The 26,413-nt window shown below is 61.8% G+C and carries 22 protein-coding genes; 5 read left to right on the top strand and 17 right to left on the bottom strand.

Translation table 11 applies throughout. The annotated features are described in order from the left end of the window. Window positions 1–12 precede the first annotated feature (12 nt). The 3 genes from ACZZZU_RS00245 to ybaK form a co-directional block, all read right to left on the bottom strand. Window positions 13–795 (bottom strand): PhzF family phenazine biosynthesis protein, encoded by a 783-nt coding sequence (locus tag ACZZZU_RS00245; protein WP_463549350.1) that lies wholly within the window; start codon window positions 793–795, stop codon window positions 13–15. A gap of 97 nt (window positions 796–892) precedes the next feature. Beyond that, window positions 893–2,380, bottom strand: coding sequence for a glycerol kinase GlpK (gene glpK / locus ACZZZU_RS00240; RefSeq protein WP_463383057.1), 1,488 nt, complete (start codon window positions 2,378–2,380; stop codon window positions 893–895). Window positions 2,381–2,440: 60 nt separating this feature from the next. Beyond that, entirely contained in the window at window positions 2,441–2,911 is a 471-nt protein-coding gene (ybaK, locus tag ACZZZU_RS00235) for a Cys-tRNA(Pro) deacylase (protein WP_463549349.1), read from the bottom strand. A 130-nt stretch (window positions 2,912–3,041) separates the two neighbouring features. Here ybaK and ACZZZU_RS00230 point away from each other — a divergent pair, with 130 nt between their 5' ends. Together ACZZZU_RS00230 and glpD are read left to right on the top strand one after the other, a co-directional pair. Then, complete coding sequence (locus ACZZZU_RS00230; protein WP_122450480.1) at window positions 3,042–3,800, top strand: DeoR family transcriptional regulator; 759 nt, start codon at window positions 3,042–3,044, stop codon at window positions 3,798–3,800. A gap of 131 nt (window positions 3,801–3,931) precedes the next feature. After that, a complete protein-coding gene (glpD, locus tag ACZZZU_RS00225) occupies window positions 3,932–5,473 on the top strand; it encodes a glycerol-3-phosphate dehydrogenase (RefSeq protein WP_463549348.1) in 1,542 nt (513 codons plus the stop codon). Window positions 5,474–6,398: 925 nt separating this feature from the next. On the opposite strand, the gene ACZZZU_RS00220 is transcribed toward glpD, so the two are convergent. The 7 genes from ACZZZU_RS00220 to ACZZZU_RS00190 form a co-directional block, all read right to left on the bottom strand. Continuing rightward, entirely contained in the window at window positions 6,399–7,562 is a 1,164-nt protein-coding gene (locus tag ACZZZU_RS00220) for a MalM family protein (RefSeq protein ID WP_463549347.1), read from the bottom strand. 9 nt (window positions 7,563–7,571) lie between these two features. Further along, complete coding sequence (locus ACZZZU_RS00215) at window positions 7,572–9,182, bottom strand: outer membrane protein transport protein (RefSeq protein ID WP_463549346.1); 1,611 nt, start codon at window positions 9,180–9,182, stop codon at window positions 7,572–7,574. A gap of 19 nt (window positions 9,183–9,201) precedes the next feature. Beyond that, window positions 9,202–10,203 carry a transporter gene (locus tag ACZZZU_RS00210; RefSeq protein ID WP_122495205.1) on the bottom strand — a complete coding sequence of 334 codons (1,002 nt, stop codon included), beginning with the start codon at window positions 10,201–10,203 and terminating at the stop codon, window positions 9,202–9,204. Window positions 10,204–10,283: 80 nt separating this feature from the next. After that, window positions 10,284–11,045, bottom strand: coding sequence for a C39 family peptidase (locus ACZZZU_RS00205; protein ID WP_463539270.1), 762 nt, complete (start codon window positions 11,043–11,045; stop codon window positions 10,284–10,286). Between the two features lie 144 nt (window positions 11,046–11,189). Then, complete coding sequence (locus ACZZZU_RS00200) at window positions 11,190–11,654, bottom strand: DUF6160 family protein (protein ID WP_108095687.1); 465 nt, start codon at window positions 11,652–11,654, stop codon at window positions 11,190–11,192. 258 nt (window positions 11,655–11,912) lie between these two features. Further along, window positions 11,913–14,645: a helix-turn-helix transcriptional regulator gene (locus ACZZZU_RS00195; protein ID WP_463549345.1), complete on the bottom strand. Its 2,733-nt coding sequence runs from the start codon at window positions 14,643–14,645 to the stop codon at window positions 11,913–11,915. Beyond that, window positions 14,642–17,353 carry a LuxR C-terminal-related transcriptional regulator gene (locus ACZZZU_RS00190; RefSeq protein WP_463549344.1) on the bottom strand — a complete coding sequence of 904 codons (2,712 nt, stop codon included), beginning with the start codon at window positions 17,351–17,353 and terminating at the stop codon, window positions 14,642–14,644. Before ACZZZU_RS00190 ends, ACZZZU_RS00195 begins: the two co-directional genes overlap by 4 nt. 163 nt (window positions 17,354–17,516) lie before the next feature. Here ACZZZU_RS00190 and pabB point away from each other — a divergent pair, with 163 nt between their 5' ends. Further along, on the top strand, window positions 17,517–18,860 hold the full coding sequence (gene pabB, locus ACZZZU_RS00185) for an aminodeoxychorismate synthase component I (protein WP_463549343.1): 1,344 nt from the start codon (window positions 17,517–17,519) through the stop codon (window positions 18,858–18,860). A 91-nt stretch (window positions 18,861–18,951) separates the two neighbouring features. Here pabB and thrH read toward each other — a convergent pair whose 3' ends face one another. After that, a complete protein-coding gene (gene thrH, locus ACZZZU_RS00180; protein ID WP_463549342.1) occupies window positions 18,952–19,569 on the bottom strand; it encodes a bifunctional phosphoserine phosphatase/homoserine phosphotransferase ThrH in 618 nt (205 codons plus the stop codon). 182 nt (window positions 19,570–19,751) lie between these two features. On the opposite strand from thrH, the gene ACZZZU_RS00175 reads away from it, so the two are divergent. After that, complete coding sequence (locus ACZZZU_RS00175; protein WP_463549341.1) at window positions 19,752–20,372, top strand: phosphoadenosine phosphosulfate reductase domain-containing protein; 621 nt, start codon at window positions 19,752–19,754, stop codon at window positions 20,370–20,372. Between the two features lie 193 nt (window positions 20,373–20,565). On the opposite strand, the gene ACZZZU_RS00170 is transcribed toward ACZZZU_RS00175, so the two are convergent. Beyond that, window positions 20,566–21,057 carry a MarR family winged helix-turn-helix transcriptional regulator gene (locus ACZZZU_RS00170; RefSeq protein WP_463536590.1) on the bottom strand — a complete coding sequence of 164 codons (492 nt, stop codon included), beginning with the start codon at window positions 21,055–21,057 and terminating at the stop codon, window positions 20,566–20,568. Window positions 21,058–21,171: 114 nt separating this feature from the next. On the opposite strand from ACZZZU_RS00170, the gene ACZZZU_RS00165 reads away from it, so the two are divergent. Next, entirely contained in the window at window positions 21,172–22,365 is a 1,194-nt protein-coding gene (locus ACZZZU_RS00165) for an MFS transporter (protein ID WP_463549340.1), read from the top strand. A gap of 41 nt (window positions 22,366–22,406) precedes the next feature. On the opposite strand, the gene cysB is transcribed toward ACZZZU_RS00165, so the two are convergent. The 5 genes from cysB to ACZZZU_RS00140 form a co-directional block, all read right to left on the bottom strand. After that, the gene (gene cysB / locus ACZZZU_RS00160) at window positions 22,407–23,381 is read right to left on the bottom strand and encodes an HTH-type transcriptional regulator CysB (RefSeq protein ID WP_122495187.1); all 975 of its coding nucleotides are present in this window, start codon (window positions 23,379–23,381) and stop codon (window positions 22,407–22,409) included. 140 nt (window positions 23,382–23,521) lie between these two features. Further along, window positions 23,522–24,025: a universal stress protein gene (locus ACZZZU_RS00155; RefSeq protein WP_122495185.1), complete on the bottom strand. Its 504-nt coding sequence runs from the start codon at window positions 24,023–24,025 to the stop codon at window positions 23,522–23,524. A gap of 111 nt (window positions 24,026–24,136) precedes the next feature. Continuing rightward, the gene (locus ACZZZU_RS00150) at window positions 24,137–25,042 is read right to left on the bottom strand and encodes a 5'-nucleotidase (protein ID WP_122495183.1); all 906 of its coding nucleotides are present in this window, start codon (window positions 25,040–25,042) and stop codon (window positions 24,137–24,139) included. A 25-nt stretch (window positions 25,043–25,067) separates the two neighbouring features. Continuing rightward, window positions 25,068–26,033, bottom strand: coding sequence for a putative 2-dehydropantoate 2-reductase (locus ACZZZU_RS00145; RefSeq protein ID WP_463549339.1), 966 nt, complete (start codon window positions 26,031–26,033; stop codon window positions 25,068–25,070). Continuing rightward, window positions 26,033–26,392: a YbbN family protein gene (locus ACZZZU_RS00140; protein ID WP_463549338.1), complete on the bottom strand. Its 360-nt coding sequence runs from the start codon at window positions 26,390–26,392 to the stop codon at window positions 26,033–26,035. Before ACZZZU_RS00140 ends, ACZZZU_RS00145 begins: the two co-directional genes overlap by 1 nt. Window positions 26,393–26,413: the final 21 nt, after the last annotated feature.

Below are 26,413 nucleotides of genomic sequence, written 5' to 3'. Positions count from 1 at the left end.
AGCGGCACGCGGTCACAGATGCAACGTACCGCTGGCCACCAATACCGCGTGACCGCCAATGCTGACGCGTTCGCCATCGAGACTGCAAAACAGCTCACCGCCGCGCGCCGAGCACTGGAACGCTTCGAACTGGGTTTTGCCCAGGCGTTCCGCCCAGTAGGGAATCAGGCTGCAATGGATCGAGCCGGTCACCGGGTCTTCATCAATGCCGATGGCCGGGGCGAAATAGCGGGAGACGAAGTCGTGCCGCTCGCCCGGCGCGGTGACGATCATGCCCAGCCACGGCAGCTGCGCAACGGCCGCCAGGTTGGGTTGGCAGTCGCGTACCGCTTGTTCGGTTTCAAGCACTACCAACAGCTCTTTGCCGGTGTTGAGCACTTCAACAATCGGCCCATTTACCGCCGCTTTAATCGCCGCGCTGGCATCGAAGCGTTCCCCCGGCAGGCTGGGAAAATTCAGCACCAACCGCTCGCCTTCGCGGCTCACGCTCAGTGCGCCCGATTGGCAGGTGAAATTCACTTGATCGGCGGTTTCGCCGTGCACGGTGAACAGTGCGAAGGCGGTAGCCAGCGTGGCGTGGCCGCACAACGGCACTTCACAGGCGGGGGTGAACCAGCGGATGTGCCAGACATCGCCCTCTTTCACCACGAATGCGGTTTCCGCCAGGTTGTGCTCGGCGGCGATGGCCTGCATGCGCGCCTCGTCCAGCCAGCTGTCCAGCCGGTAAACAATGGCTGGGTTGCCGGCAAAGGGTTGCTGGGTAAAGGCGTCGATCTGGTGAAAGTCGAGGGACATGGGCGCGCTCCTAGCGGATGAAGGCGCTCACGATACCCAGATTGTCAGCGGCCGGCCTGATACAGCCGGCGCTTTTTCCAGCGCAACAGCGGGCGTATCAGCCGTCGCTGCGCACGCGTTTTACCGCGTCCAGCCAACCGGCGTAGAGCTTCTCGCGGTGCGCGGTGGCCATGCGTGGGCCGAACAGATGCTGGCGATGCCAGTGCTGGGCGATGGCGTCGAGGTCGGGATAGATCCCAGCTTGCAAGCCGGCCAGATAGGCCACGCCCAGCGCCGTGGTTTCGGTCACTTCCGGGCGCTCCACCGGCACGCCAAGAATGTCGGCGAGGAACTGCATCACCCAGTTGTTCTCGACCATGCCGCCATCCACCCGCAAGGCGCTGGGGGCGGCGGCGCCGTCTTGGCGCATGGCTTCGAGCAAGTCGCGGGTTTGGTAGCACACCGACTGCAAGCCGGCGGTGACGATTTCCTTGATGCCGGTGTCGCGGGTCAAGCCGAAGATCGCGCCACGGGCTTTTGGATCCCAATACGGCGCGCCCAGGCCGGTGAATGCCGGCACCAAAAACACACCGCTGGCGTCGCCGGTTTGCTCGGCCAGCGCCTCGGTATCACGGGCGTGGCTGATTAACTTAATGCCATCGCGCAACCATTGCACCGCCGCGCCGGCGACGAAAATCGAGCCTTCCACCGCGTACGTCACTTCGCCCTTCAGGCGATAACCGACGGTGGTCAGCAAGCGGTTTTGCGACACCACCGGCTGCTTGCCGGTGTTTTGAATCATGAAGCAGCCGGTGCCGTAGGTACTTTTCACCATGCCCGGCTGGAAGCACGCCTGGCCGACCAACGCCGCTTGCTGGTCGCCGGCCATGCCCAGCACGGGGATGCTGCTGCCGAACCAGTTTTCTTCGGTTACGCCGAAGTCGGCGGCGCAGTCCAACACTTCCGGCAACACGCTGACCGGGATGTCAAACAGCGCCAGCAGGTCGGCGTCCCATTGCTGGGTGTGAATGTTGAACAGCATGGTGCGCGAGGCGTTGCTGGCGTCGGTTTTGTGCGACTTGCCGCCGGTAAGGCGCCAGAGCAAAAAGCTATCGACCGTGCCAAAGCGCAGTTCGCCCTGCTCGGCACGCTCACGGGCGCCGGGCACGTTCTGCAAAATCCAGCGCAGCTTGGTGGCGGAAAAATACGGGTCGATCACCAGGCCGGTTTTCGCCGCCACGGTTGCCTCATGCCCCGCCTCTTTCAGGCCTGCGCAGTAATCGGCGGTGCGGCGGTCTTGCCAAACGATGGCCGGGTAAATCGGCGTGCCAGTGGCGGCGTCCCAGACCAAGGTGGTCTCGCGCTGGTTGGTGATGCCAATGGCGGCCACCTCCGATGCCTGCAAGCCGCTCTGGCGCAGTGCTTCTCGGCAGACCTTGAGGGTGGTCAGCCACAGGTCTTCACCGTCGTGCTCAACCCAGCCGTCCTTGGGAAAATACTGTTTGAATTCCTGTTGAGCGCGAGACACCGGCGAACCCTGGGCGCTGAAGACAATGGCGCGGCTGCTGGTGGTGCCTTGATCGATGGCAAGAAGGTACTGGGACATCTGCGCTTCCTTGTTATTTTGGGTGGGGACATCGCCAAGGCGACGCCGCGGACCGACCGTTTACTCGCGGCCAATGGCCGCAAACTGCCCCTGGCAATGCGCCACCAATACCTCGGCAGCTAATTCCACTTCCAGGCCACGTCGGCCGGCGCTTACATAAATGTGGGGATGTTGTTTGGCGCTGTCGTCGATAAACGTGCGCAGGCGCTTCTTCTGCCCCAGCGGGCTGATGCCGCCGAGCAAATAACCCGTGGAACGCTGAGCGGCGGCCGGGTCGGCCATGTCGGCCTTTTTCACCCCGGCAGCGTGCGCCAGGGCTTTCAAATCCAGCGTGCCTGCCACCGGCACCACCGCCACCAACAACTCGCCCTTCTCGCTCGCGGCCAGCAGGGTTTTAAACACCTGGGCCGGCTCCAAGCCGAGTTTTTCCGCTGCTTCCAAGCCATAGGAGGCGGCCTTCGGGTCGTGGCTGTAACTCAGCACGCGGTGCGCGGCGCCGGCTTTTTTTAACAGGTCGATGGCTGGGGTCATGTTCGAATGTGAAAATTCCGACAAAGTTCGCGTACCTTAGAGGCAGACCCGGCAAAAGTCGAGCGCCTGTAGACGCTGCCCCAGCCGATGCCCGAGCGCCTATAATGCGGCGCAAAAAAGGAAGCCCTTAATGACCCTGGCGCCCCGGCAGCAAGACATTCTCGACCTCGCCCGCGAACGCGGTTACGTCAGCATCGATGAGCTGGCCCAAGCCTTTGCCGTTACCCCGCAGACCATCCGCCGCGACATCAATCAGCTCGCCGAACAAGGCCTGCTGCGCCGCACCCACGGCGGCGCGGCGAGCGAAGCGTCAAGCACCCAGAACACCGCCTACGCCATGCGCGCCGGGCTGATGCGTGACGAGAAACAGCGCATCGCCGAGGCGATTGCCGCCCAGGTGCCGGACCACGCTTCGGTATTTATCAACATCGGCACCACCACCGAAGCCATTGCCCGCGCGCTGCTCAATCACCGTGGTTTGAAAGTGATCACCAACAACCTGCACGTGGCCGCGCAGCTCAGCGACAAAGCCGACTTCGAAGTGCTGGTGGCCGGCGGCACGGTGCGCAGCGACGGCGGCATCGTCGGGCAGACGGCGGTGGATTTCATCCAGCAATTCAAAGTGGACTTCGCCCTGATGGGCATCAGCGGCATCGACGACGACGGCAGCCTGCTCGACTTCGATTACCAGGAAGTGCGCGTGTCGCAAGCCATCATCGACAACGCCCGGCAAGTGCTGCTGGCCGCCGACTCCAGCAAGTTCGGCCGCAACGCCGTGGTGCGCCTGGGCTCCATCAGCCTGGTCAACCAATTGTTTACCGACCACACACCCTCCCCCGCGCTGGCCCGTCTGCTGGCCCAGCACAAAGTGCAGCTCAAGCTGGTTTAACCCCGCCCTTCGGCAATCTCTGGCGCCATTCGGCGTGCAATCGCACGCCCGACTGGTCAGTGGCAAAACATTCCGCTACCATTTTCGGAAACGAACATTCCTACGTTCACTTTCGACTTCAGAGGCTTGCCATGCACGCGAAGCAGAACCCCACCAGCTCGGTTGCCGAAATCTATGACCTCGCAGTAGTCGGCGGCGGCATTAACGGTGTGGGCATCGCGGCAGACGCAGCGGGCCGAGGCTTATCGGTGTTCCTTTGCGAAAAGGACGACCTGGCGCAACACACTTCCTCGGCCAGTAGCAAGCTTATCCACGGTGGCCTGCGCTACCTCGAACATTACGAATTCCGCCTGGTACGCGAGGCACTCGCCGAACGCGAAGTGCTGCTGGCCAAGGCGCCGCACATCGTTAAGCCCATGCGTTTTGTATTGCCCCATCGCCCGCACCTGCGCCCGGCGTGGATGATTCGCATGGGCCTGTTTTTGTACGACCACCTCGGCAAACGGGAAAAACTGCCGGGCTCGCGTGGCCTGCGCTTCGGTGCCGGCAGCCCGCTGAAAGCGGAAATTGCCCGCGGTTTCGAATACTCCGATTGCTGGGTCGACGACGCGCGTCTGGTGGTATTGAACGCCATGGCCGCCCGTGAAAAAGGCGCCCACATTCACACCCGCACCCGCTGCGTCAGCGCTCGGCGCAGCAAAGGCTTGTGGCATATCCATCTGGAACGTGCCGACGGCAGCCTGTTCTCCATTCGCGCACGCGGTTTGGTCAACGCCGCCGGCCCCTGGGTGGCGCGCTTTATTAAAGACGACCTGCAGCAGAAATCGCCCTACGGCATTCGCTTGATCCAAGGCAGCCATATCGTCGTGCCGCGCCTGTACGACGGCGAGCAGGCGTACATCCTGCAAAACGAAGACCGGCGCATCGTGTTCGCCATTCCGTACCTCGAACGCTTCACCCTCATCGGCACCACCGACCGCGAATACCAAGGCGATCCGTCGCAAGTGGCCATCAGCCCGGAAGAAACCCAGTACCTGCTCGATGTGGTCAACGCCCACTTCAAAAAGTCCATCAGCCAGGCCGACATCCTGCACACCTACTCTGGCGTGCGGCCGCTGTGTGACGACGAGTCGGACGACCCTTCCGCCGTCACCCGCGACTACACGCTGGCGTTGTCTGCGCAGCCGGGCGACGCGCCGTTGTTGTCGGTGTTTGGCGGCAAGTTGACCACCTACCGGAAATTGGCCGAGTCGGCGATGAGTCAACTGGCGCCCTTCTTCAGCAACATGACCGCCAGCTGGACCGCCGCCTCGCCGCTGCCCGGTGGTGAGCAAATGAGCAGCCGTAGCGCGTTGGTCGAAGCGCTGAATAGTCAGTACGGCTGGTTGCCAACTCAGGTGGCGCGGCGTTGGGCCAGCACCTATGGCAACCGCAGTTTTGCCCTGCTCGATGGCGCCAGCTCGCTGGAGGATTTGGGTGAACACCTGGGCGCCGGGTTGTACGCCCGCGAGGTGGATTATTTGTGCCGTGAGGAATGGGCGCGCGAGGCGCAAGACATTCTGTGGCGGCGCAGCAAGTTGGGGTTGTTTATGACGCCGGGGCAGCAAAGTCGGTTAAGTGCCTATTTGCAGGCGCAGCATCCGCGCAGCCCGCAAGGGGCGCATGCCGCGTAGGTTTGAATTCTGTGTGTGCTAAGCAAGACCTTGGCCCCGCGATTGCGGGGCTTTTTTATGTCGATCAAGAGCATCGCGACTGAAGTCGCTCCCACAGGATGGCAGGCTGTTTTGAGTGCACCGTAGGTTGGGTCGTTCCGCGTACGGCGAGCCGCAGCCGGAGCCCAACGTAATGTGTGCCCAAACCTCCGTCATCCCCGCGCATGCGGGGATCCAGAGTTTTCAGTCGTACACGGTGTGAAGTGCGGCGGTATTCGTTACCGCGTGCGCAGAACGCAGCGAAGCACAACGCAATGGTCGCCCAAACCTCCGTCATCCTCGCGCAGGCGGGGATCCAGAGTTTTCAGCCGTACACGGTGTGAAGTGCGGCGGTATTCGTTACCGCGTGCGCAGAACGCAGCGAAGCACAACGCAATGGTCCCAAACCTCCGTCATCCCCGCGAAGGCGGGGATCCAGAATTTCGAGCCATGCGCATGTGGTCCGGACGGCAATATTCGTTATTCATTACCGCGTGCGCTGAACGTTTTGTTTCGCGCCTTACGCGCGAGTCACTTTCCCAGTCGCGGGAAAGTAACCAAAGCGCTTGCCCCTACCTTGGCCCTACGCTGCGCTCCGGGTCCCCTCCTTCCGCCGCCGCTCCGGGGGCCGTCACAACGGGCCATCCATGGCCCGATGCTCCTTTCGCGGCTCCCGGCCGCTCAACCCCCTGCGCGTCGACTCCACTCGGCCTGCGATGAATGGGGCGGGTAGATCACGAGCCAGATCAAAGGCCAGATCAAAGGCCAGATCAAAGGCCAGATCAAAGGCCAGATCAACATCTCGCGACTAAAGTCGCTCCCACAGGTTGCATTGGTCCTGTGGGAGCGACCGGGCGGCGTTCCGTTTCAGTCGCGATCCCTGCAAACGAAAATCTCTCCCGCGCCGCTATTTAACAATCGCCAATTCAAACCCACCCTCGTCGCTGTGCGCGTGGCTTTGCATGCCGGCTTCGTCCAGTGCCAGGTCTTGCAGCGGTCGTTTGAAGGGTTTGTTGTCGAGGGTTTGTAGGTGTTTGTCTTCTTCGGTGGTCAGCAGCAATACGTAGCGCTCGCCTTGCGCGGCTTTCACCGGAACGGTGCCTTCGATGAAGGCGTAGCGGTACCAGGTTTCGCCGTGCAGTTGGTACACGGCGTCGCTCACCAGGCGCGTCGGGCGCTTGGCTTCGTCGAGGAAGAGCAGCGAGGGGTAGACGACTTTTTTGTTGGCGAAACTGCGCACGCGCAGGCCATAGGTGCGGCCGGCGGCGGGCAGTTTCAGGGCGGCGTAGTAGCTGCGGCCCATGGGGAAGTTGAAGCTGGGGGAGAAACGGTTGAGCTCTTCGTAGCGCGGTTCGTCGCTCGACAGTTCGGTGAAGTCGCCTTCGGCCAGTTGACCGCAGCATTGCTGTACGAGGTTTTGGTACAGCCCGTCGCTGTCGCCCGCGCCGCTGCCGGCCAGCAGCGCTTGCATGGCGGCGGTGGGCTGGCCGTCGAGACCGGGCAGCACGCTGCCTTTGTTGTTGAATTCGATTTGCCGGCCATCGCTGTAGCGCACGTTCGAGGGCGCCTCCACGCGCTGCGGTGCGTTGCTGCCCGGCACGGCGGAGTTGCGCATGCGCCCCTGCTCGTCAACCCAGGTGTAGTAAGGCGTGCCGTTTTCGGGGCGAGCAAAGTTGCGCCCTTCCAGTACGTCGGCGTCGATGTAGTCGCTGCTTCGCTCGCCGTTGGCTAACAGGCTGTCGCTCTTGGCGCCCTCTACCTGGGCGCCGGCGTAGAAGCTGTTCTGCAAGTTGCCGCTGGCGTCGACCCAGGTGAAGTAGCGGCGTTTGCTCTCGTTGCTGGTTTTCGCGCCAGGCCAGGTTGTGCCTGCAGTGCTGGCGTTCTGGTTCATGCGTTCCTGGTCGCTTTGGGTGATGCGCTTGGCGGCTTGGCGTTGCTGTTCGCTGTAGTGGCTGTCGACGAAGGTGTTGTGCACGCGCCCCTGGTCATCCACCCAGGTTAGGTAGCGGCCAGGCGCGGCCTCGGCGGTGGCGGCCAGCAGCAGTGCGGCGAGCAGAACGATGCGCGGCATAAGCAGACCTCAAAAGGTGGTGGTGTAGGTCAGGGCCATGATGTACGCCTTCACGGTGGTGTCGATGTCCAGGTCGGCGTAGGGGTTGTAGACCAGGTTGTCGATGCCGGTGCAGTTGACGTTGCAACTGGTGCCCGCCGGAATGCTTTGTTTGGACACGAAGTAGTTGAAGCCGAAATCGATGGTGGTGTCTTTGTCCCAGCGGTAGCCGAAGCCCAGGCCGTAGAGGTTGGCGTCGCCGATGGGCACCAGCACGTCGGCTTTGTCTTTGGGAATCGCCGAGGGCCGGTATTCGTAGCCGGCGCGCAGGGCCAGGCGGTCGCTGATGTCGTACTGGGCACCGATGGCGAAGCTCCAAGTGTCTTGGTAGCCACGGTCGAGAATGATCGAGTGGTCGGTGGCGTTACCGCCGCCGAAAATCTTGGCGATGCGCAGCAGGTCCAGCTCGCGGTCGAACTCGATTTCAAATTTGTTCCAGTCGCTGTAGTCGCTCCACTTGGCGTCGAAGTTGAACTGCCATTTGTCGAAGGGCCGCAGCTTGATGCCGGTGCTGAAGTTGTCGGGCAGCACCATGTTCAGCGAGGCGTTGCCGCTTTCTTCGCTGGCATTGCCGTAAGGGAATAGCGGGCTGAGCACCTGGCCGAACACCGAGCCTTGCAGGCCGGACCAAAAGCCTTGCCAGTCTTTGCTGTATTCCATGCGGTACTTGCCTTGAAGGTGCATACGCGCCTCGCTTTGGTACGTCGCGCCCCAGGCGAACCAGTCGGTCGGTTCCCACAACACGCCAAGGTTGTAGGTCGGCGACAGGCTCTGTTGCAGGTCCAGGTCCATGTTGGCCAAGGTGCTATAGGGGCCGATTTTGCCGCCGCACAGGTTGATCAATGGGCTGAGGATGTCGTCGATTCCAGGCTGGCAGATGGCTTGGTTGAGCATCCGCACCACGCCAGTGAGCATGCCTGGGTTACGAAAATCCTGGTTCAGCGCCATCGCCTGGTGCGAAAAACCCACCGACAACCCCAGCGCCAGCGTGTCGTTGGCCTGATAGCCCACAGACGGCGAAAAATACGTGATGCGCTGCAACGCCACTTCCTTGCCTTGGTAACGCCCGGCGTCGTCGCCGGAGTCGCGCGAATAGCCCAGCGCCATCGGCGCGTAGATGTTGGTGGCAAAGGTGAATTTGGAACCGGGCGGGTTGATCGAAACGCCGGCCAGCGGCGCCATCAGCACCGGCAGCTCGGTCATGCCGCCCATGCCCGGCAAGTACATCACTGGCGTTAGCGTGCGGCTGCTGGAGTTCTTTATCGGGTCGTCGTCGAAGCCCAGCGTGTTACTGCCGTAGTCGGGCGGCGCTTTGAATTTGGCGCGAATGTCCATCACGCCGCTGAGCAGCTTGATGGTGCTCTGCCGGCCTTTGAGTTTGGTCAGCGCCGCCGGGTTGTAATGCACGGCGTCGATGCCGGTGGAATCGGCGGTCACGGCGTTGCCCATGGCCATGGCCTTGGGGTTGCCGATGGTCAAATCGTTGGCCAGTTGCGCCTGTACCAAGCCGGTGTAAGTCCCGGCAGCAAGCCAGCAGAGCCCGGAAATCGCCCACACCTGCGGCGACGTTCTGATCGTCATGACGGTGGTCGCTCCTGGCTTATTGGGCCTTTAAACCCTGAATATCCAGTGGCATCGACACCCCCAGCAGTACGTCGGGAGAGTCTTCCGTCATGCCGAACCCGGCATTGATGTTGACGATGTAATTGGGCGAGGTGCGCAGGCCCAGCGAGAAGTTCATCAAGGCGCTGGTTTGCTCTTTGCCCTCCAGCGTGGTGTCGGAAAAGGTGTAGGTCGGTTTGAAGGTCTGCGCCATTTGGTACGAGGTGGACAACGACACGTCGTACGACAGCGCGTAGGCAAAGCCCATGCTCATGGACATGCTCGACCCCGGATCGACTTTCTCCAGGTGCCGCCCGCCGCGCTCCTGGTCGACATTGGCCGGCACGTTGTAGGTGTAACCGACCGAGCCGAACAGCACGACCGGGTCGATCACGTACGACACGTTCACCCCGCCGCCGATGCTGTAAAAGCCGTTGCCGGTGGACAGGTCATGCTCGGGGTTGATCTCGTACGGGCTGGTGCCGGTCGGCAAGCCGATGGTGCCGTACAAGGTCGTCACCGGCTTGCCACGGTGCGAGGCCCACGGCTGCCAGCGCAGGCTGGCCGACAGGTCGCCGAGGCTGTAGACGTTGAGGTCGCGCTCAGTGTCGTACTTGGCGATCAGCGGAATACGCATGCTGAAGGTGAGGTTGTCCCACACGCCGTAGTCAAAGGTGAACGAGTTGGTGAAGGTGTGCTGCGCTTCGCTTTCGCCGATCACGCTGTAGACGTTGTTGCCGGTGCGGTACGTGGTGATCTGAGTATCGCGCAGCAGCGAATAATCGAAGCCGTAGGTCAACGTGCGCTCGCCTTGTTTGAGCAAGGTGTAGCTTTTCTCGGCGGCCTGAAACACCTCGGCCAACGCCTTGGAGCTGTCGGCATCGTCTTCTTTTTTGCTCAAGGCTTCGCGGGCTTCGTCTACCGATGGCTCATCGCTCCAGGCAGGCGCGCTCAGCGTTAGCGTCAGCATGGCCACGCAGGCCACTCCCTTAATCCCCATGACGCCAATCCCCAGTTATTTTTTTGTTATGCCGGGCAGGTCTTGCCGTACGTGTTGGTCTGTATGTTTTTCAGGTGCTGCTATTTGCGGCGGATATGGCGAATGTCGCCGCCCGAACCCAGCTCGTCGGCCTGGTTCGTGGTGAATTTGGTTATCTGGGGAAACTCGCGAAACGCCAGCAGGCTTACGGTGCGGTCGTCCACCAGACGCAGGTCTTTCTCGGTCAAGGCCATGGCGTTTTTCGGTTCCTGGCCACTGGGATAAATCACGAACAACACGTTCTGGTCCCAGATTTCTTCAAAGCGCGCGCGGGTAAAACTGATGTTGCCCAGCGCCGGATCGGCGACGAACACGTGCTCGTTGTACACATCGCGAACCACCACAAAATGCTTGAAGCCGGCGTATTCGATGGGCACCAAGGCCGGGTGCTCAAGCTCGTCCAGGTCGGAAAACGCCGCCCGGAAACCGCCGCTTTTGTAGCCAAGCGCGGCCACGAAACGCTTCATATCCAGCAGGGAAAAGCCCCGCCGCTCAACAATCTTGTCGGCCTCGCCGTAGCGCAACAGCCCTTCCATGACTTGCCGTTCCTGTAAGTCGCGGCCCAGGAAATAGTCGAGCATGGAGGTCAGCGCCGCCGAACCGCAGCTGTAGTCGTAGGCCTGACGGATGACGTTGCGAAATTGCAGTTGGCTCATGGGCTCCAGCGTCACCGACTCACGCATGGGCATGCCGGGCGTTAGTTGTTGGGTCAGGTTGACCGTGCCTTGGGCCGGCGGTTTGGTGTCCACCGCTTCGGTGAAACCCAGTACGCCAAGCAAGCTGCCAATCAGAATTTCGATCATTACAGGTCCAAAAACTGTCTGCGCTTAGGGCATGCCTCGTTAAAAAGCCTGACCGTCGCTCGACGCGTTTTAAATCTGAGTATTGGAAAAAGCCTTACCGGCGCGTACCGATAAGGCTTCGGGTTAGCAAGGGGTGTTGCTAACTCAGTGTCCCCATACCTTGACGGTGGTGCCCGCCATGTTGATATCGGAGATCGCCAGCGAGCCGATGCTGGCCGCGCCGGTGGTTGCGCCGTTGGCGTAAGTACCGCCCACGTAGATACCGCCGACCGACACGGTACCGGTCATGTTTGGCAGGCTGATGGCCAGTTGCTGAGTGTCGGTGCCACCGATAGAGGTGGTTACTACGTCGATTTTCAGCGGGTTGGCGTCGGAGATGGTGAAGCCGGTGAAGCCTACGTTGGTGATGTTCAAGCTACCGCCGCCGGTGTCGTTGTCGGTGTACTTCACGTTACCAACGCTACCGCCGAAGTTACCGGAGATGCTGATCCCGTCCTGGCCGGTTACGCTCGACAGCGCGGAATCATCCATTGCGCGCAGATCGGCTTGAGCCATGAAAGGTGCAGCCAGTACTGCTGCAGCAAGAGCGAGCTGTTTGAAACTTTTCATTGTTTTTATCTCCAAGATCACAGGTGGGTATCCCCGGGTGTTGCCGGCCACTCCTGTAACCGACAACTGGATCAACTCGCGTCGATCCCCATGCCTGTCGCGCCCTTCCTGGTAACGACAGACCTGGATTCATGAAGCGTGATGCTTCGCGCCCTGTGACAAAGCTACTGAGTGCAGACCCGGCTGCCAGCCCATCCAAGGGATGGACGATGGCCATGCGCCAGAAAGCGGTAGCACATTGCCCCGCACCGCTCTGGCTTAGGCCTCACTCAGTAGGCCCATGCTTTTGCCTTTGAGCACGGCTTGGGTCCGGCTGCGTACACCAAGCTTGTTAAAGAGGTTATGCAGATGCCACTTGATCGTGGCTTCGGAGAGGTGCACCGCCTGGGCAATATCGCGGTTGGAAAGCCCCGCCGCCACGAAGCGCAGAATCTCCCGCTCGCGGTGACTAACGTCCTGATTTTCATTGAAACTTTCCGGGTCTACCGACAGCCGACGGCATTGCTCGCGCAAGGTTTCGGCCAGCCCTTGCCAGGGCGCGGCGCGCTTCGGTTCAGCCGCGCGCCACGCGTCCCAGAGCGGTAGCAGCCACAAAGCGTCGTCTTGAAACAGGCGGCGGTAACCGCTGTTCCAGGCGTCTTCGAGGGTTGGCTGAAACAAGGCAAAGGCTTTTTCGCTGTTACCTTTGCGCCAATACGCCACAGAAAGTAACAGCGACAAACGCAGGCGACGGTCGCGCTGGTGCTCGGCGGTCTGTTTCGCCAGGCACGCTTCCAGGCTGGCCTGGGCTTTGTCGGCACGCCGCTCGCACAAGGCCAGGCGCCCTTCCGACAACGCCAACGCGGTTTCCGCGTCCAGGTAGCGCCCGGGCGGCAATACGGCCAGGTGCTGCTGCATTTGCAGGCAAATACGTTCGGCTTCGTTGGGCCGCTGTAACCACAACAGAAACTGCACTTTGCAGCTCATGCCCAGGGCAAACACGCGCTCGTAACCGGCGCCGTGCAGTTCCCCCAGCCATTCGTCCAGCTGAGCCAAACCCTGCTCCGGCTCGCCCGCAAAGAATCGCGCGCGGGCCATCACCAACTTGCCCCGACTGATCAATTCGGTGGGCGTGGCCACATCGCGCCACGTTGTCGCCAGTGGCAGCTCGGCCAAAATCGCCGCGTGGCGATCCTGCTCATACAGCAAGTCGGCATAAGCCAACGCCAGCGGCCCACCCACTCGGCTGCGACGGCCGAACACACGCTCAACCCGGCTGCGCGCTGCCTCGGCCAGCTCACGGCCGCGCTCCAGCTCACCGCTTTCCTTGCAGATCAGCGATTCGATCAGGCTGGTCATCGCGTGCAGGTATTCGCTTTCGGTCTGGCGCAGATTTTCCCGCGCCAGGGCGATGGATTTCGCCGCCTCGCCGAAGTCGCCGAGCAAGGCGTACGCCGCCGCCTGCACGCACGACAGGCTGACGCGAAACACCGGCTGGTTGTCCGGCGCCATGCCGAGCCAATGGCGCGCCACTTTCAGGCAGGCTTCGAGTTTGTCTTGGTACAGCAGCACCAACGCCTTGAGCACTTGCGCGGCGGCAAGCAACTCGACCAACGCAAAGTGCAGCGTCTGTCCGCGCCCTTGCAGCAGGCGCGTGCTGACCTCTTCGATCAAGGCTTCAGCGTCGGCGAACTTCTGCTCGAAGGCCAACTGCCAGGCGTAGAAAATCTGGAACACCGGGTGCTCACGAATCACATCCGTGGGCACGCTTTTGAGAATTGCCAGAATGCCGTACACGCGGTTGCTGGCGATCAGCTTGGCGCCCTGGCGTTCCAGCAGTTCGGCGGCGAACGCATAGTCGCGAGCGCGCAGGGCATATTTGATCGAGCGGTCGGGCAAGTCGTGGCTTTCGCACCAGCGCGCGGCGGAATGCAGCAACGTGGTCGGGTCGCCGTGTTTGGCCAGGCGGCCTTGGAGGAATTCAGCGAACAGGTGGTGATAACGGAACCACTCGCCGTGCTCGTCCAGCGGAATGATGAACAGTTGCTCGGTTTGCAGGCGCGCCAGCATCTCGACGCCGTCGCGGCGCCCGGTCAAGGCATTGCACAGCTCGGCGTTGAATTCATCGAGCACCGAGGTGTGGTCCAGAAACAGCTGCAAGCTGTCCGGCAGGCTGGCAACCACATCTTCAGCCAGGTAGTCAGCGATGTTGCGCTCGGTACCGGAAAGCCCGGCGAGAAACGCCGCGCGGTCGGGGTGGCGCGCCAGGGCCAGCGCCGCCAAGTGCAGCGCGGTAATCCAGCCCTCGGTGCGGTTCTGCAACAGCGTGAGCTCGTCGCGACTGAGCACCAGCTGTTTCACTTCGCGGAAATAAGCCGCGGTTTCCTCAAAGCTCAGGCGCAGATCTTCGGCTTTAAGCCACAGCGTCCAGGGTTTCAGGGACGGTTCTTCCACCAGCAATTGCGCCTGATAACGGGTGCTGGCGAGCAGGTGCACGGTGGTCGGCAAATGCTCGATCAGGTAGCGCACCGCCGGACCCATGGCCGCGTGGCGAATGTGGTGGAAGTCGTCGAGCATGATGTACACGTCGCCGTCCAGGCGCTTGAGGTCGACGAGAAACGCATCGATCAGCGCTTCTTGCGGCCAGCTCACATCGCCTTGCAACAGGCTCGCCGTGTTCGTGCCAAAGCCCGGTGCCACCGCGTTAATCGCCGCCACCAGGTATTGCAGCAGGCGCTGCGGCTCGCTGTCGGCTTCGTCGCAAGACAACCACGCCACGCGGGCATTGGTACTGAGCAAACGCTGCCGATACTGGGCCAGCACCGTGCTTTTACCAAAGCCGGCCGGTGCGCTGAGGATGACCAGGCGCTGCGAGCGCGAGGCGTACAAGCGTTCGATAAGCGCCTGGCGCAGCAACTGCGGGCGCCCGCCTGCATCGGCAGGAAACAGCTTGGTGCGCAGCAGCGGCAAGGTGGGCAAATGAGCGAGTGAACCGGTGACAGAAGTGTTCATTGCAGCAGCCCCAATTCACGGGCGCGGCGGATGGCTTGCGTCCGATTGCGCACCTTGAGCTTCTCGTAAATGTTGTGCAGGTGCCATTTCACCGTGCCCAGCGCCAAGGCCAGTTGCTGGCCGATTTCTTCGTTGGACATGCCCTTGGCTGCCAGCAACACCACGTCGCGCTCGCGCTCGGTGAGGCCTTCTTCCAGCACTTCCAGCGACTTGCGCGCGTCCTGCCCCGGCCACACGGCCAGCAGCCCGCGAATAAAGCCTTGTAGCGCCGGCTGGCGCTCCGCCGCTTCTAGGTTTTGCAGCAGCAGGCGAATGCCCTCGCCTTCCTCGATAAACAAACTGCGCACCCCTTCACGCTCGGCGCTGATCAGGCACTGCACCAGCAGCGATTGCGCCCGCTCCTGATAGCCGAGGCGCTGATAACTGAGGGCTGAGAGCAGGTCCAGACGCAGGCGTTGCAGGCCGTGCCAGCCGTTTTGCAGTTGGCCGCGCAGCTGGGTGATTTCATGCAGCGCCTCGCTGTAATGGGCGCGTGCCTGTTGCAGGCGAATGCGGGTCAGGCCCTGCACCCACAACACCGGGTTGAAGCTCATGGCTTTATAGGGCGCGGCGAGTTTGGGCCAGTCGACGCCTTGAAAACGCGCCTCGGCGCGCTTGATGCGGTCGGTGGCCTGCTCTTGCAAAATCAGGGCAATTTCTTCGCCGGCCGCCTGGGCGTAGAAGCGCCAGGACTGGTTGCGCGCCGCCAGGTTTTGCATCAGCACCAGGGTGTTCTGTGCGTCTTTGGGTTTTTCCAGAATGCGTTGGGTGCGCGCCAGGCTGAGCATGCCTTGGGCGTAGAGGTCGATGGGGTTGATCACGTCGAGCTTGCCCAGCGCCCAGCCGAGGTTTTCCTCCAGCGCCTGGAAGCGCCCCTGCTGATAGGCAACCAGCGATTCGGTGATGGTGGGCAGCGCCAGCGCCCGGGACTTCTCGCCAAACCAGGGGATCAGCCGCGCGCGCAGTTGATCGAACAACAGCTGCGCCTGCTTGACCTGGCCTTGCTCCAGGCACAGCAGAATTTCCACGTTGGCCAGTTGCATGTCGAGGTAACGGCCTTCGAGGAAGTGTTTGCGTTGCTGGGCCAAGGCCAGCAACCGTCGCGCCTGCTCGGGCTGCGCCAGCATCACCAGGGCCAGGGCGCCGATAATCAGCAGCGCCACTTCAAGGAACGCGGTGTGTTGGCCGAGCTGCGCTTCCACTTTGCGGGCCAGGGCGACGCAGGTATCGAGGTCGTCTTTTTGCAGGGCCAGCACGGCTTTGATCGCCAGAATCGCCAGCACCTTGTCGCTCAGCGGCCCTTCGGATTTGTGCTTGCCCCAACGCGCCAGCAGCTCGTCGAGCATGCCGTTGGCTTCGGGCAACGACAGCTCGGCGGCACGGCTCCAGACATCGGCCAGCACCAGCACGGGGAAACGCTCGGCAATTTCATCCGGCACGCGCTGGCGCCAGCGGTAGATCAGGTTGAGCTGCCCACGGTTGATCAGTTCCAGGCCACAGCCATCCACCAACGCCGCGAGCATTTGCGGGTCGTCGGCCAGGCAGGCGTGCTCGATGGCGAGGTTTTGCATGTGGTGGTTGGTGAACCACAGACTGGCGTTGAAATGCAGTTGGCTGAGGCGGTCGGGGTCGCGCTCTTTCAGGCGTGAGCGCAAGAAGTCGGCGAACAGGTTATGGAAGCGGTACCACTGCCGTTCGCGGTCCAGGGGCAGCAAGAACAGCTGCATGGCTTCGAGTTTTTCCAGCAGCTTCTGGCCGTCCTGGCGCCCGGTCAGGGCGTTGGCCAGGTCGCCGCTCAGTTGCGTGGCCACGCCCAGGGCCAACAGCACGTCTTGCATCTCGGCAGACAACTGCTCGAACACGCTGCGCAGCAGGTAGTCGCCGACAGCAACCTGGTCGCCGCCCAAGTCCACCATCTGCTCGGAGGCTTGTGGCTGATGGCGCAGCCACAGGCTGGCCAGGTGCACGCCGACCACCCAGCCTTCGGTGCGCGAATGCAGGGCGTCGAGGGCCACTTCATCCAGATGTAGGCCGCCACGGTCGAGGTACTCGCGGGTTTCGGCCTTGCTCATGCGCAGCTCCGGCGCGCCGATTTCCAGCAGCACTTCCTTGGCGCGCCAGGTGGCCAGGTTCAGCGATGGCGTGGAACGGCTGCCGACCGCCAGCACAAAGCCCGCCGGGGCCAGTTTGATCAGGCGATTAAGGCTGCTTAACAGCTCGGCGTCCTGCACTAGATGCAGGTCGTCTAGCACCAGCAACAGCGGCTGCTCGCGCTGCGCGAGGTCGGCCAACAGGCTTTCCATCAGGGCGGCGGCAGGCACACGCATGGTGTTTTGCAGGTACGCGAGGGCGTCTTCACCCAACCCCGGAATCGCGGCGCGCAGGGCGTCGATCAGTTGCTGGAAGAAGCGTGAGGGGTCGTCGTCTTCGGCGCCCAGGGAAAACCATGCCACGGCGCTGCCAGCATTGGCGTAACTCTGCGCCAACGCAGACAGTGCGCTGGTTTTGCCGAAGCCGGCCGGGGCCGAGAGGAGAATTAGCCGAGCATGCGGATTGGCTGCCAGCGCGGCTTTGAGGTGCGGGCGCGGCAAATAATCAGCGGGAACATGAGGAGGTCGCAACTTCGAACGAAGGAGGCTACCGGCGGCTGGATTGTGCACTTCATCCATGACCTGGATCCCTTGAAAATTATTATTCTGATAGGAAATTTCGTACCCTTGGGATCTGTCCATACTAATCAGCTCGCTATCTCCGAGTAAACCCACTCACTCGCTCTAGGATCAATGCTGGCGGCCCTCTACAATCGGCGCCCGCGCCCGACTGACTGTGCCCATGCCTACCTGTTCGTTGCATCCGCTGCCCTATCGGGCGGACCCAGCCGAGTACTTTTCCTACATCCGCCAGGCGCCTGGTGCGCTGCTGTTCGACGGCGGTCGGCCGACTTCCCAGCGTGCACGCTATGACCTTATGAGCGCCTGGCCATTGGCAGCGCTGGCACCGGCGCCTGACGAATCGGCCAACGACTTTATCCAGCGCCTGCGCGCGGCCCTGGCTCAACTGGGCCCGGCCGAGGTTCCAGGCGGTTATGAACTGCCGTTCGCGGGCGGCTTGATGGGTTACTTGAGTTACGACTTCGGTCGCCGCTTGGAGGCATTGCCGGCGAATGCACGCGATGACCTGCACCTGCCCGATGCGCAGTTGGGTTTGTACGGCTGGGCACTGATTAGCGATCACCACAGGGGCAGCAGCCAGTTGCTGTTTCACCCGGCGCTGGCCGAGGCTGAGCGCCAGCGTTTGATCGCCTTGTTTGGCGGTGACGCGCCGGCCAACAGCGCACCGTTCAGCCTGAGCGATGACTTCAGCGCCGACCTTAGCGAAGCCGATTACCACCAAGCGTTCGAGCGCATTCAGGCGTATATCCACGCCGGCGATTGCTACCAGGTGAACTTCGCCCAACGCTTTCGCGCGCCGTGCCAAGGCGACCCGTGGAGTGCCTATCAAGCACTACGCCAGGCATGCCCTACCCCGTTTTCCGGCTACGTGGCGCTGGGCGAAAACGAGGCGATTGTGAGTTTTTCGCCCGAGCGATTCGTGCAAGTACACAACGGCCAAGTCGAAACCCGCCCCATCAAAGGCACCCGGCCTCGGGGCCAGACGACCGCCGAAGACCAAGCCTTCGCCGACGACCTGCTGGCCAGCCCCAAAGACCGCGCCGAAAACCTGATGATCGTCGACCTGCTGCGCAACGACCTCGGCCGCAGCTGCGCCACCGGCTCGGTGCGCGTGCCGCAGCTGTTCGCGCTGGAAAGCTACCCTAACGTGCATCACCTGGTGAGCTGCGTAACCGGCACTTTGGCGCCGGGCAACGATGCACTGCACGTACTCGCTAATAGCTTTCCTGGCGGCTCGATCACCGGCGCACCGAAAATTCGCGCCATGCAAATCATCGACGAGCTGGAGCCGACCCAGCGGGCGATCTACTGCGGTTCGTTATTGTTTGTGGACGTGCGCGGCGAAATGGACAGCTCGATTGCGATCCGCAGCCTGCTGATCAAAGACGGGAAAGTGAATTGCTGGGGCGGCGGCGGCATCGTTTCCGACTCGCAGTGGCGCTCGGAATACAACGAATCGATCACCAAAGTGCGGGTGTTGTTGCAGACGTTGGAAGGGTTGTAGCCAACAAACAACTCTGTGGGAGAGGCTTCAGCCTCGATGCTTTTCAGCTAGCAGCATCGAGGTTAATCGGCCTCTCCAACAGGTGCTGGTCTTACAAACTCAGCTCGCGGTTCGACGCTTTGATGAACTCTTTCTTCAAGTCTTCAAACGTATGCACCGCCGGGAACTGCGGGAATTCGCGGATCACGTTTTCCGGGGCATGGAACAGGATGCCGGCGTTGGCTTCGCTGAGCATGGTGGTGTCGTTGTACGAGTCGCCAGCGGCGATCACGCGGTAGTACAGGCTTTTAAATGCCAGCACTGACTGACGCTTGGGGTCTTTCTGGCGCAGTTGGTAGCTCACCACGCGGTCGGTTTCGTCGGTGATCAGCTTGTGGCACAGCAGGGTCGGGAAACCCAGTTGGCGCATCAGCGGCTGGGAGAATTCGTAGAAGGTGTCCGAGAGAATCACCACCTGGAAACGCTCACGCAGCCAGTCAACGAATTCCACGGCGCCTTCCAGCGGCTTGAGGGTGGCGATCACTTCCTGGATGTCGGCGAGCTTCAGGCCGTGCTCATCGAGAATGCGCAGGCGCTGCTTCATCAGCACGTCGTAGTCCGGAATGTCCCGGGTGGTGGCTTTGAGCGCGTCGATACCGGTTTTTTCCGCGAAGGCGATCCAGATTTCCGGAACCAACACACCTTCCAGGTCGAGACAGGCGATTTCCACAGGGCACTCCTAAACAGGATTCAGAAAGAAGGCGGCACTCTAGCCGCTCTCCTGCGGCCACGCAACGCGGCTCCGGGCGATGTTCGACAGCGCTGATAGTGCCTATCAGCACGGCGCGCTGCAGGCTCGCGGCGGTTTTTGCTACCATCGCCCTCCCCGCCGAAATGAACCTGGAGCCCCTCATGGATCTTGATCTGGACAAGCTGAACGCCGAATTCGCCAACCAGCCGGAAAAGCTGGTGGAGTGGGCGCTCGGCCTGGGCAAGACGGCCATTTGCACCACCAACTTCCGCCCCTTCGAAGCGGTGATTCTGCACATGGTCAGCCAGGTGAAACCGGACATTCCGATCATCTGGATGGACAACGGTTACAACACCGAAGCCACCTACAAATTCGCCGATGAAGTGACCCGCGCGCTGAACCTGAACCTGATCACCTACCTGCCCAAACGCAGCCGCGCCCACCGCGAAGCGCTGGAAGGCCCGGTGCCAGCGTTGGACGATCCGCGTCACGAAGCCTTTACCGAAGAAGTGAAACTGGAACCCTTCACCCGCGCCCTGCGTGAAACCGCCCCGCAAGTGTGGTTCACCGCCCTGCGCGCCACCGACACCGCCGTGCGCGCACAGATGGAGCCGATCAGCATCAACCCGGATGGCTTGATCAAGGTTGCGCCGCTGCTGCATTGGTCGTCGAAGGATCTTTATCAGTACCTGACTCGGCATAATTTGCCGAATAACTTCGACTACTTCGACCCAACCAAGGGCGAAGATAATCGCGAGTGTGGCTTGCACATTAACCATTAAAAGCAGGATCAAAAGCTCGCGGCTGAAGCCGCTCCCACAGGCACCGAGGTGTCTGTGGGAGAGACTTTAGTCTCGAGCTTTTTGCTTTTGTGGCGCTCGAATTTGCGAGGCGACTGGAATTTTAAAAAGCATCGCGGCTAATCGGAATGCCGCCCAGCCGCTCCTACAGGGACCGAGGTGTCTGTGGGGGGCTTTAACCGCGCAACCCGCTAATCAGCTTGCCCAGCAATTCGCTTAGCTGCGTCTGCTCTGCCGGCGCCAGCACTTCAAGCGCGCGCTGTTCGTTGTCGACGTGCAACGGCAGCACTTTGTCGATCAACGCCAGACCCGATGGGGTCAATTGCACCAGGGTGCTGCGTCGGTCGCTGGGCGATGGCAGGCGTTCGATCAGGCCGCTGCGTTCCAGGCGGTCGAGGCGGCTGGTCATGGCGCCGGATGACAGCATCAATCCTTCGTAGAGTTCAGTCGGCATCAATTGGTACGGCGCGCCCGCACGGCGCAACGTGGCGATGACGTCGAACTCGCCTTTTTGCAGCCCGAACTGCGCCGCCAATGGCGATAGTATCTGCCGCTCCATCAGCTGCGCCGCCTCCAATAATCGCCCAACGGTGACCATTACGGCTGCGTCGATATCCGGACGTTCGCGCCGCCATTCTGCTTCTGCCTGTTGCGCTCGATCGTTCATTCGGGCCTCACTTGATAAAACCATCTCGATATAAAGCTAATACTAATGCCTTGCGCAAAGGCACGCTCGAACTTTAATCTTGATGTCGAGATACTTTACGGCGAGATAGAAGGCATGAGCGTAGCCCCGCGTACCCACCTGTTTACTGTGCTGGCCGTAGTCGGGCTGGCGTTGAATCTGCGTCCGGCTTTAGCCGCCATCGGTCCATTGCTCGACAGCATCGAATTGGCCACCGGCATGAGTTCCACCCAAGCCAGCCTGCTGACCACCGTGCCGGTGTTCGTGATGGGCGTGTGCGCCCTGGCCGGTGGGCGGCTGCGGCGCTGGCTGGGCGAACGCAACGGCATCGGTTTAGGTATCGCGCTCATTGCGCTGGCGTGCGGCCTGCGTCTGGCGGCCTCGGGCCGCTATGGGTTGCTCGCCACCGCCGTAATGGCCGGCATTGGCATCGCGCTGGTGCAAACCTTGTTACCGGCGTTTATCAAGCGCTGCTTTGGCGCGAGGGCGGGCAATGTCATGGCGCTGTACACCACCGGCATCATGGCCGGTGCGGCAGTGGCCGCCGCGGCTGTAGCGGGTTTGGCGGCGGTCGGCGGTTGGCCAATGGCGCTGGCGGTGTGGGCGGTGCCGGCCGTGCTGGCGGTGCCGCTGTGGTATGTCGCGTCACGCCAGCAGCGCGTGAACCACATGCAGGAAACCCTGGCTGCCTCCGCGCCACCGGCGTTCTGGCGCAACGGCCGGGCGTGGCAGTTGATGGTGTTTTTTGGCATTGGCACAGGCGCGTACACCTTGGTGCTCGCGTGGCTGCCGCCCTTTTATACCGGCCTCGGTTGGCAACCGTCCGCTGCGGGCTTTCTGCTCGGCGCGTTGACGCTGACTGAGGTGGTCGCCGGCCTGGCCGTGTCGGCATTGATTGGCCGTTTCCCGGATCGTCGTGTGCCGTTGTACAGCGTGCTGCTGATGCTGCTGGCCGGCCTGTTCTGCCTGATCATCGCGCCCCTGCCCTTGGCGCTGCCAGCGTGTCTGTTGCTCGGCTGCGGCATTGGCGCGTTGTTTCCGCTGTCGCTGATCGTGGCGCTGGACCACGCCGACAGCCCAAGCCGCGCCGGCGAATTGGCCAGCTTCGTTCAGGGCGGCGGTTACATCATCGCCAGTTGTATGCCGCTGTTGGCGGGCGTGCTGCGCGACCGCTTTGCCGACCTCACGCAAGCCTGGATGATCATGGCGCTCGGCGCCGTGGTGCTGATTGGCTTGAGCACGCGCTTTGCGCCGGCCAGTTACGGGCGCATTAATAACCTTCGCCCATAAAAAAGGCGCCGATCAAGGCGCCTTTCTCATCTGTACCGGGCTTAGTGCACCGGCAACTCAACGCCGTGGAACAGCTCTTCCAGCTCCACTTTGTTGTGGCATTGCACGGCTTTGGCCATGACGTCGCGGGTCAGGTGCGGGGCGAATTTTTCGATGAAGTCGCACATAAAACCGCGCAGGAACGTGCCGCGACGGAAGCCGATTTTGGTCACGCTCGGCTCGAACAATTCGCTGGCGTCCAGCACTACCAGGTCGGGATCCAGCTTGGCGTCGACCGCCATCTTGGCCACGATGCCCACGCCCAGACCAAGGCGAACGTAGGTTTTGATCACGTCGGCATCGGCAGCGGTGAACACCACTTTTGGCGTCAGGCCACGGTGGCTGAAGGCTTCGTCGAGCTTCGAGCGGCCGGTAAAGCCGAACACGTACGTAACGATGGGGTATTCGGCCAAGGCTTCGAGGGTGAGTTTCGGCAGCTTGGTCAGCGCGTGGCCTTGAGGCACCACCACGCAGCGGTTCCAGGTGTAGCACGGCATCATGATCAGGTCGTTGAACAGCTCCAGACCTTCCGTGGCGATGGCGAAGTCGACGGTGCCGTCGGCGGCCATTTCGGCAATCTGCATCGGCGTGCCCTGGTGCATGTGCAGAGCCACGTCGGGGTATTGCTTAATGAAGTTGCTGATCACCGCCGGCAACGCGTAACGCGCCTGGGTGTGGGTGGTGGCGATGGAGAGCGTGCCTTTTTTCTCGTTGGAGAATTCTTGCGCAATCTGCTTGATGCTTTCGACCTTGCGCAGAATTTCGCCAGCGGTGGTGATGATGCGCTCGCCAGCCGGCGTCACGCGGGTCAGGTGCTTGCCGCTGCGGGCGAAAACCTCGACACCCAATTCATCCTCCAGCAGGCGGATCTGCTTGCTGATACCCGGCTGCGAGGTATACAGACTCTGCGCCGTGGCGGACACGTTGAGATCGTGGTGCGCGACTTCCCAGATGTAGCGCAGTTGCTGGAGCTTCATAGATATCCCTCAAAGCGAAAAGGCGATGCAGCAGACGCCAAAGGCGTTATATAACCATAGTAGAGGTTAGAAGGCTAAATCTAGACTATTTTATTAGCATACGCAGCCCCATGCGTGTGCGCAGTGCAGCAAAACGTTTCTTAGAAATCGGCCCGCGTGCGGTGCTGCAGCATCGGCACCAGGTACACCGGCACTTCCGCCAGCTGCACCAGGCGCGTTGCGGTTCTGCCCAAGGGAATGTCTTGCGCCCCCGTATGGCTGCTGTGGCTGCCAATCACCAGTAAGTCCACATTGAAGCGCTGCGCCTCGGCCAAGATCACTTGCGGTGGGTCGCCCTGCACCACCCGCACAGCCCGAACCATTTGCATGTCTTGCTGGGCATCGCCCATTTCATCTCTGAAGCCTTCAAACACTCGCTGTTCAATGCTGGCCAGCACGCCGCTGAGGCCGTTGGTGCGAATTTCCGTGAGCACCGCTTCATCCAGGTAGGTTTTCAATACCGATTCGGCGAACAACCCCAACGGTTCCACGGCGTGCACGACATATAAATCCGCTTTGAAGGCGCGCGTCATGGCCAGGGCGTGTTGCAACACATACGGGGCGTAAAGGCCTAAATCGGTGGCGTAAAGAATCGATCGAATCATGCGGCCTCCTAACTGCATTCTTAACGGCCTGGGTTGAGCTTAGCAGTGCTGGCTATAAATCCAGCCGCTGTTAGTAGTGCAAGACGAACGGGCAGCAGAACGGCCGGGAGACTAGTGCTGTGGCTCGTTACTGATGCCGTGCGGCACGTGGCCGGTGGCAACCACTTCGCGGCTTTTCTCGCAGTGGCCCGGCTGATCGTCAAAAAACACGTCGGCGCCGAAGGTTTCCAGAATCGCGGTTTTCTCCAGCCCGCCAAGAAAGTACGACTCGTCCAAGCGAATATTCCACTCGCGCAAGGTGCGAATCACCCGCTCGTGCGCCGGCGCTGAACGGGCCGTCACCAGTGCTGTGCGGATCGGACAATTTTCCGGCGGGAACTCCTGCTGCAAGCTGTGCAGCGCAGCGAGGAATGGTTTGAACGGCCCGCCGCCTAACAACTCGCGCGCCGACTCGCGCTCGTGGGTTTGGAACGCCACCAGCCCACCGGCCTGGTACACGCGCTCGGACTCATCGGAAAACAGCACCGCGTCACCGTCGAAGGCGATGCGCAGTTCCGTGCTGGCCGCCCGCCGCGCGCCACCGGAGAGGATGGTCGCCGCGCCAAAGCCGGAACGCAGGGCGCTGCGCACGTCTTCGGCGTGGGTGGACAGAAACAGGTGGCAGCCAAACGCCGCCAGGTAAGGATCGGGGCTGCGGCCGCCAACAAAGGCGGCGCGGGTGATGTCCAGGCCGTAGTGGCTGATGGAGTTGAACGCGCGCAGGCCGGTGTCGGCGCTGTTGCGCGAGACCAGGATTACCTCGACGCGCTGCTGGCCGAGGGTGGTGTTCAGCGCCAGCAGTTTTTGCACCAGCGGAAACGCATCGCCGGGTTCGAGCACTTCGTCCTCGTGCTCGATCTGGTATTGGCGATACGCCTCCACGCCTTCGCTTTCGTAAATGCGGTGGCTTTCGCGCAGGTCGAACAGCGCCCGCGAGGAAATTGCCAACACCAGTTTGTCCGCCAGCCCTTTGCTCATAAATGCCTCAGTTCGGGTCGGTTAATCAGTGATTGCGCGCGTCGATAAACGCCAGTTGCTGCGCCAGGGCGCGAATGCGCGGCAGCTCGACCCCGGCGCGTTCGGCGGCGGCCAGCGGCTCGGCGTAGATGTACTGCAACTCCAGCGGACGTTTCTCAACAAAGTCGTGGTACATGCTCGGCAAGTAGTCGGGCATGCGGTCGGTGGAGGCCAGCAGTTTCTCGGCGAACACCTCGGGAATGGCGTAGCCGCAGGCGGCGGCGCCTTCGATCACTTCTTTCATGATGGCCAGAATCAGCGCGCGGGTTTCGCTGTGGCCCATCAACGCCGTGGTGCCGGTATTCAGCACCACCGAAAGACCGTTGTACGGCACGTTCCACACCAGTTTCTGCCAGCGCGCCTGGGCCAGGTTGGGCATGGCAGTGGAGTCGAGGCCGGCATGTTTGAACAGCGCGGCGCCCTCCTCGGCGATGGCCAGTTGAGCGTCGGCGGCGCTCGCCGGGCCGCTGTGGTAACCGAGGTTCACGCCGCCAAGCGCCTGGTGCTCGATAACGCCCGGTGCCGAGCGGTGAACGCAGATGTAACAAAGGCCGCCCAGCAAGTGCAGCGAGTCGGGCAGCAACGGTTGCAGGCCCTCTTCCACCGCCAGGCCGTTTTGCAGCAGCACCACTTTTGCACCGGGCGCGGCGGCCTGGGCAATTAACGGCGCCAGCTCGGCGTTGCTGGTGCTCTTGGCGCCGACCAGCAGCCAGTCGCACGCCGGCATCTCAGCGACATTGCAATATGCCTGAACGTTTTCAAGCTGCAGTGCACCATGCACGGCGCTGTTCAGTTGCAGGCCGCGTTCAGCCACTGCGGCGTATTCGCTGCGCAGCAGGAAATGCACGTCAAAGCCGGCCCGCGCCAGCATCAGCCCATAAAAGCCGCCAATTGCGCCGGTACCGATAATGCCGATGCGTGGACCGGTGCCGGATTCAGGGGAAAACACCATCAGGGAAGCTCCTCAGGTAAACGGGCCAAGGCCGCATTAATAGCGGCCTTTAGCTCTACAGGCTGCAAGCGCGATTGCACCGCGCCGAAAAATTGACCATCGCGCGCGACAAACAGCGCAGGCAAGTGAAATACCTCATAACGCTCGACCAAACCGCCATTGTTAGCGGCGTCGATCCAGCCCAAGCGCGCCACGGGAAGCCCCATGCCCGGCAGCTCGCGGCGGGCAAAGCGGCAACTGGCACAACCTATGCTGGTAAATATCAGCAGTGAAACGCCCGGCCAATCAAGCAACAGGCGATCCGCGTCGAAATCGGTCAGCTCGGATTGCGTGGCTATACTGCTAGCAGTGATGTCCATGAGCCATCATCCGAACGTGTG

The organism is Pseudomonas sp. AC136 (assembly GCF_979258585.1).
This window is presented reverse-complemented; position numbering and strand designations above follow the sequence as displayed.

Excerpts from the sequence above, each read along its gene's own strand:
- ybaK (WP_463549349.1), bottom strand. The coding sequence starts at position 2,911 with ATGACCCCAGCCATCGACCTGTTAAAAAAAGCCGGCGCCGCGCACCGC.
- glpD (WP_463549348.1), top strand. The coding sequence starts at position 3,932 with ATGCACGCGAAGCAGAACCCCACCAGCTCGGTTGCCGAAATCTATGAC.
- ACZZZU_RS00210 (WP_122495205.1), bottom strand. The coding sequence starts at position 10,203 with ATGGGGATTAAGGGAGTGGCCTGCGTGGCCATGCTGACGCTAACGCTG.
- ACZZZU_RS00230 (WP_122450480.1), top strand. The coding sequence starts at position 3,042 with ATGACCCTGGCGCCCCGGCAGCAAGACATTCTCGACCTCGCCCGCGAA.
- ACZZZU_RS00200 (WP_108095687.1), bottom strand. The coding sequence starts at position 11,654 with ATGAAAAGTTTCAAACAGCTCGCTCTTGCTGCAGCAGTACTGGCTGCA.
- ACZZZU_RS00190 (WP_463549344.1), bottom strand. The coding sequence starts at position 17,353 with ATGGATGAAGTGCACAATCCAGCCGCCGGTAGCCTCCTTCGTTCGAAG.
- ACZZZU_RS00220 (WP_463549347.1), bottom strand. The coding sequence starts at position 7,562 with ATGCCGCGCATCGTTCTGCTCGCCGCACTGCTGCTGGCCGCCACCGCC.
- cysB (WP_122495187.1), bottom strand. The coding sequence starts at position 23,381 with ATGAAGCTCCAGCAACTGCGCTACATCTGGGAAGTCGCGCACCACGAT.
- ACZZZU_RS00170 (WP_463536590.1), bottom strand. The coding sequence starts at position 21,057 with ATGAACGATCGAGCGCAACAGGCAGAAGCAGAATGGCGGCGCGAACGT.
- ACZZZU_RS00155 (WP_122495185.1), bottom strand. The coding sequence starts at position 24,025 with ATGATTCGATCGATTCTTTACGCCACCGATTTAGGCCTTTACGCCCCG.
- ACZZZU_RS00140 (WP_463549338.1), bottom strand. The coding sequence starts at position 26,392 with ATGGACATCACTGCTAGCAGTATAGCCACGCAATCCGAGCTGACCGAT.
- ACZZZU_RS00245 (WP_463549350.1), bottom strand. The coding sequence starts at position 795 with ATGTCCCTCGACTTTCACCAGATCGACGCCTTTACCCAGCAACCCTTT.
- ACZZZU_RS00165 (WP_463549340.1), top strand. The coding sequence starts at position 21,172 with ATGAGCGTAGCCCCGCGTACCCACCTGTTTACTGTGCTGGCCGTAGTC.
- ACZZZU_RS00205 (WP_463539270.1), bottom strand. The coding sequence starts at position 11,045 with ATGATCGAAATTCTGATTGGCAGCTTGCTTGGCGTACTGGGTTTCACC.
- pabB (WP_463549343.1), top strand. The coding sequence starts at position 17,517 with ATGCCTACCTGTTCGTTGCATCCGCTGCCCTATCGGGCGGACCCAGCC.
- ACZZZU_RS00175 (WP_463549341.1), top strand. The coding sequence starts at position 19,752 with ATGGATCTTGATCTGGACAAGCTGAACGCCGAATTCGCCAACCAGCCG.
- ACZZZU_RS00145 (WP_463549339.1), bottom strand. The coding sequence starts at position 26,033 with ATGGTGTTTTCCCCTGAATCCGGCACCGGTCCACGCATCGGCATTATC.
- glpK (WP_463383057.1), bottom strand. The coding sequence starts at position 2,380 with ATGTCCCAGTACCTTCTTGCCATCGATCAAGGCACCACCAGCAGCCGC.
- ACZZZU_RS00195 (WP_463549345.1), bottom strand. The coding sequence starts at position 14,645 with ATGAACACTTCTGTCACCGGTTCACTCGCTCATTTGCCCACCTTGCCG.
- ACZZZU_RS00150 (WP_122495183.1), bottom strand. The coding sequence starts at position 25,042 with ATGAGCAAAGGGCTGGCGGACAAACTGGTGTTGGCAATTTCCTCGCGG.
- ACZZZU_RS00215 (WP_463549346.1), bottom strand. The coding sequence starts at position 9,182 with ATGACGATCAGAACGTCGCCGCAGGTGTGGGCGATTTCCGGGCTCTGC.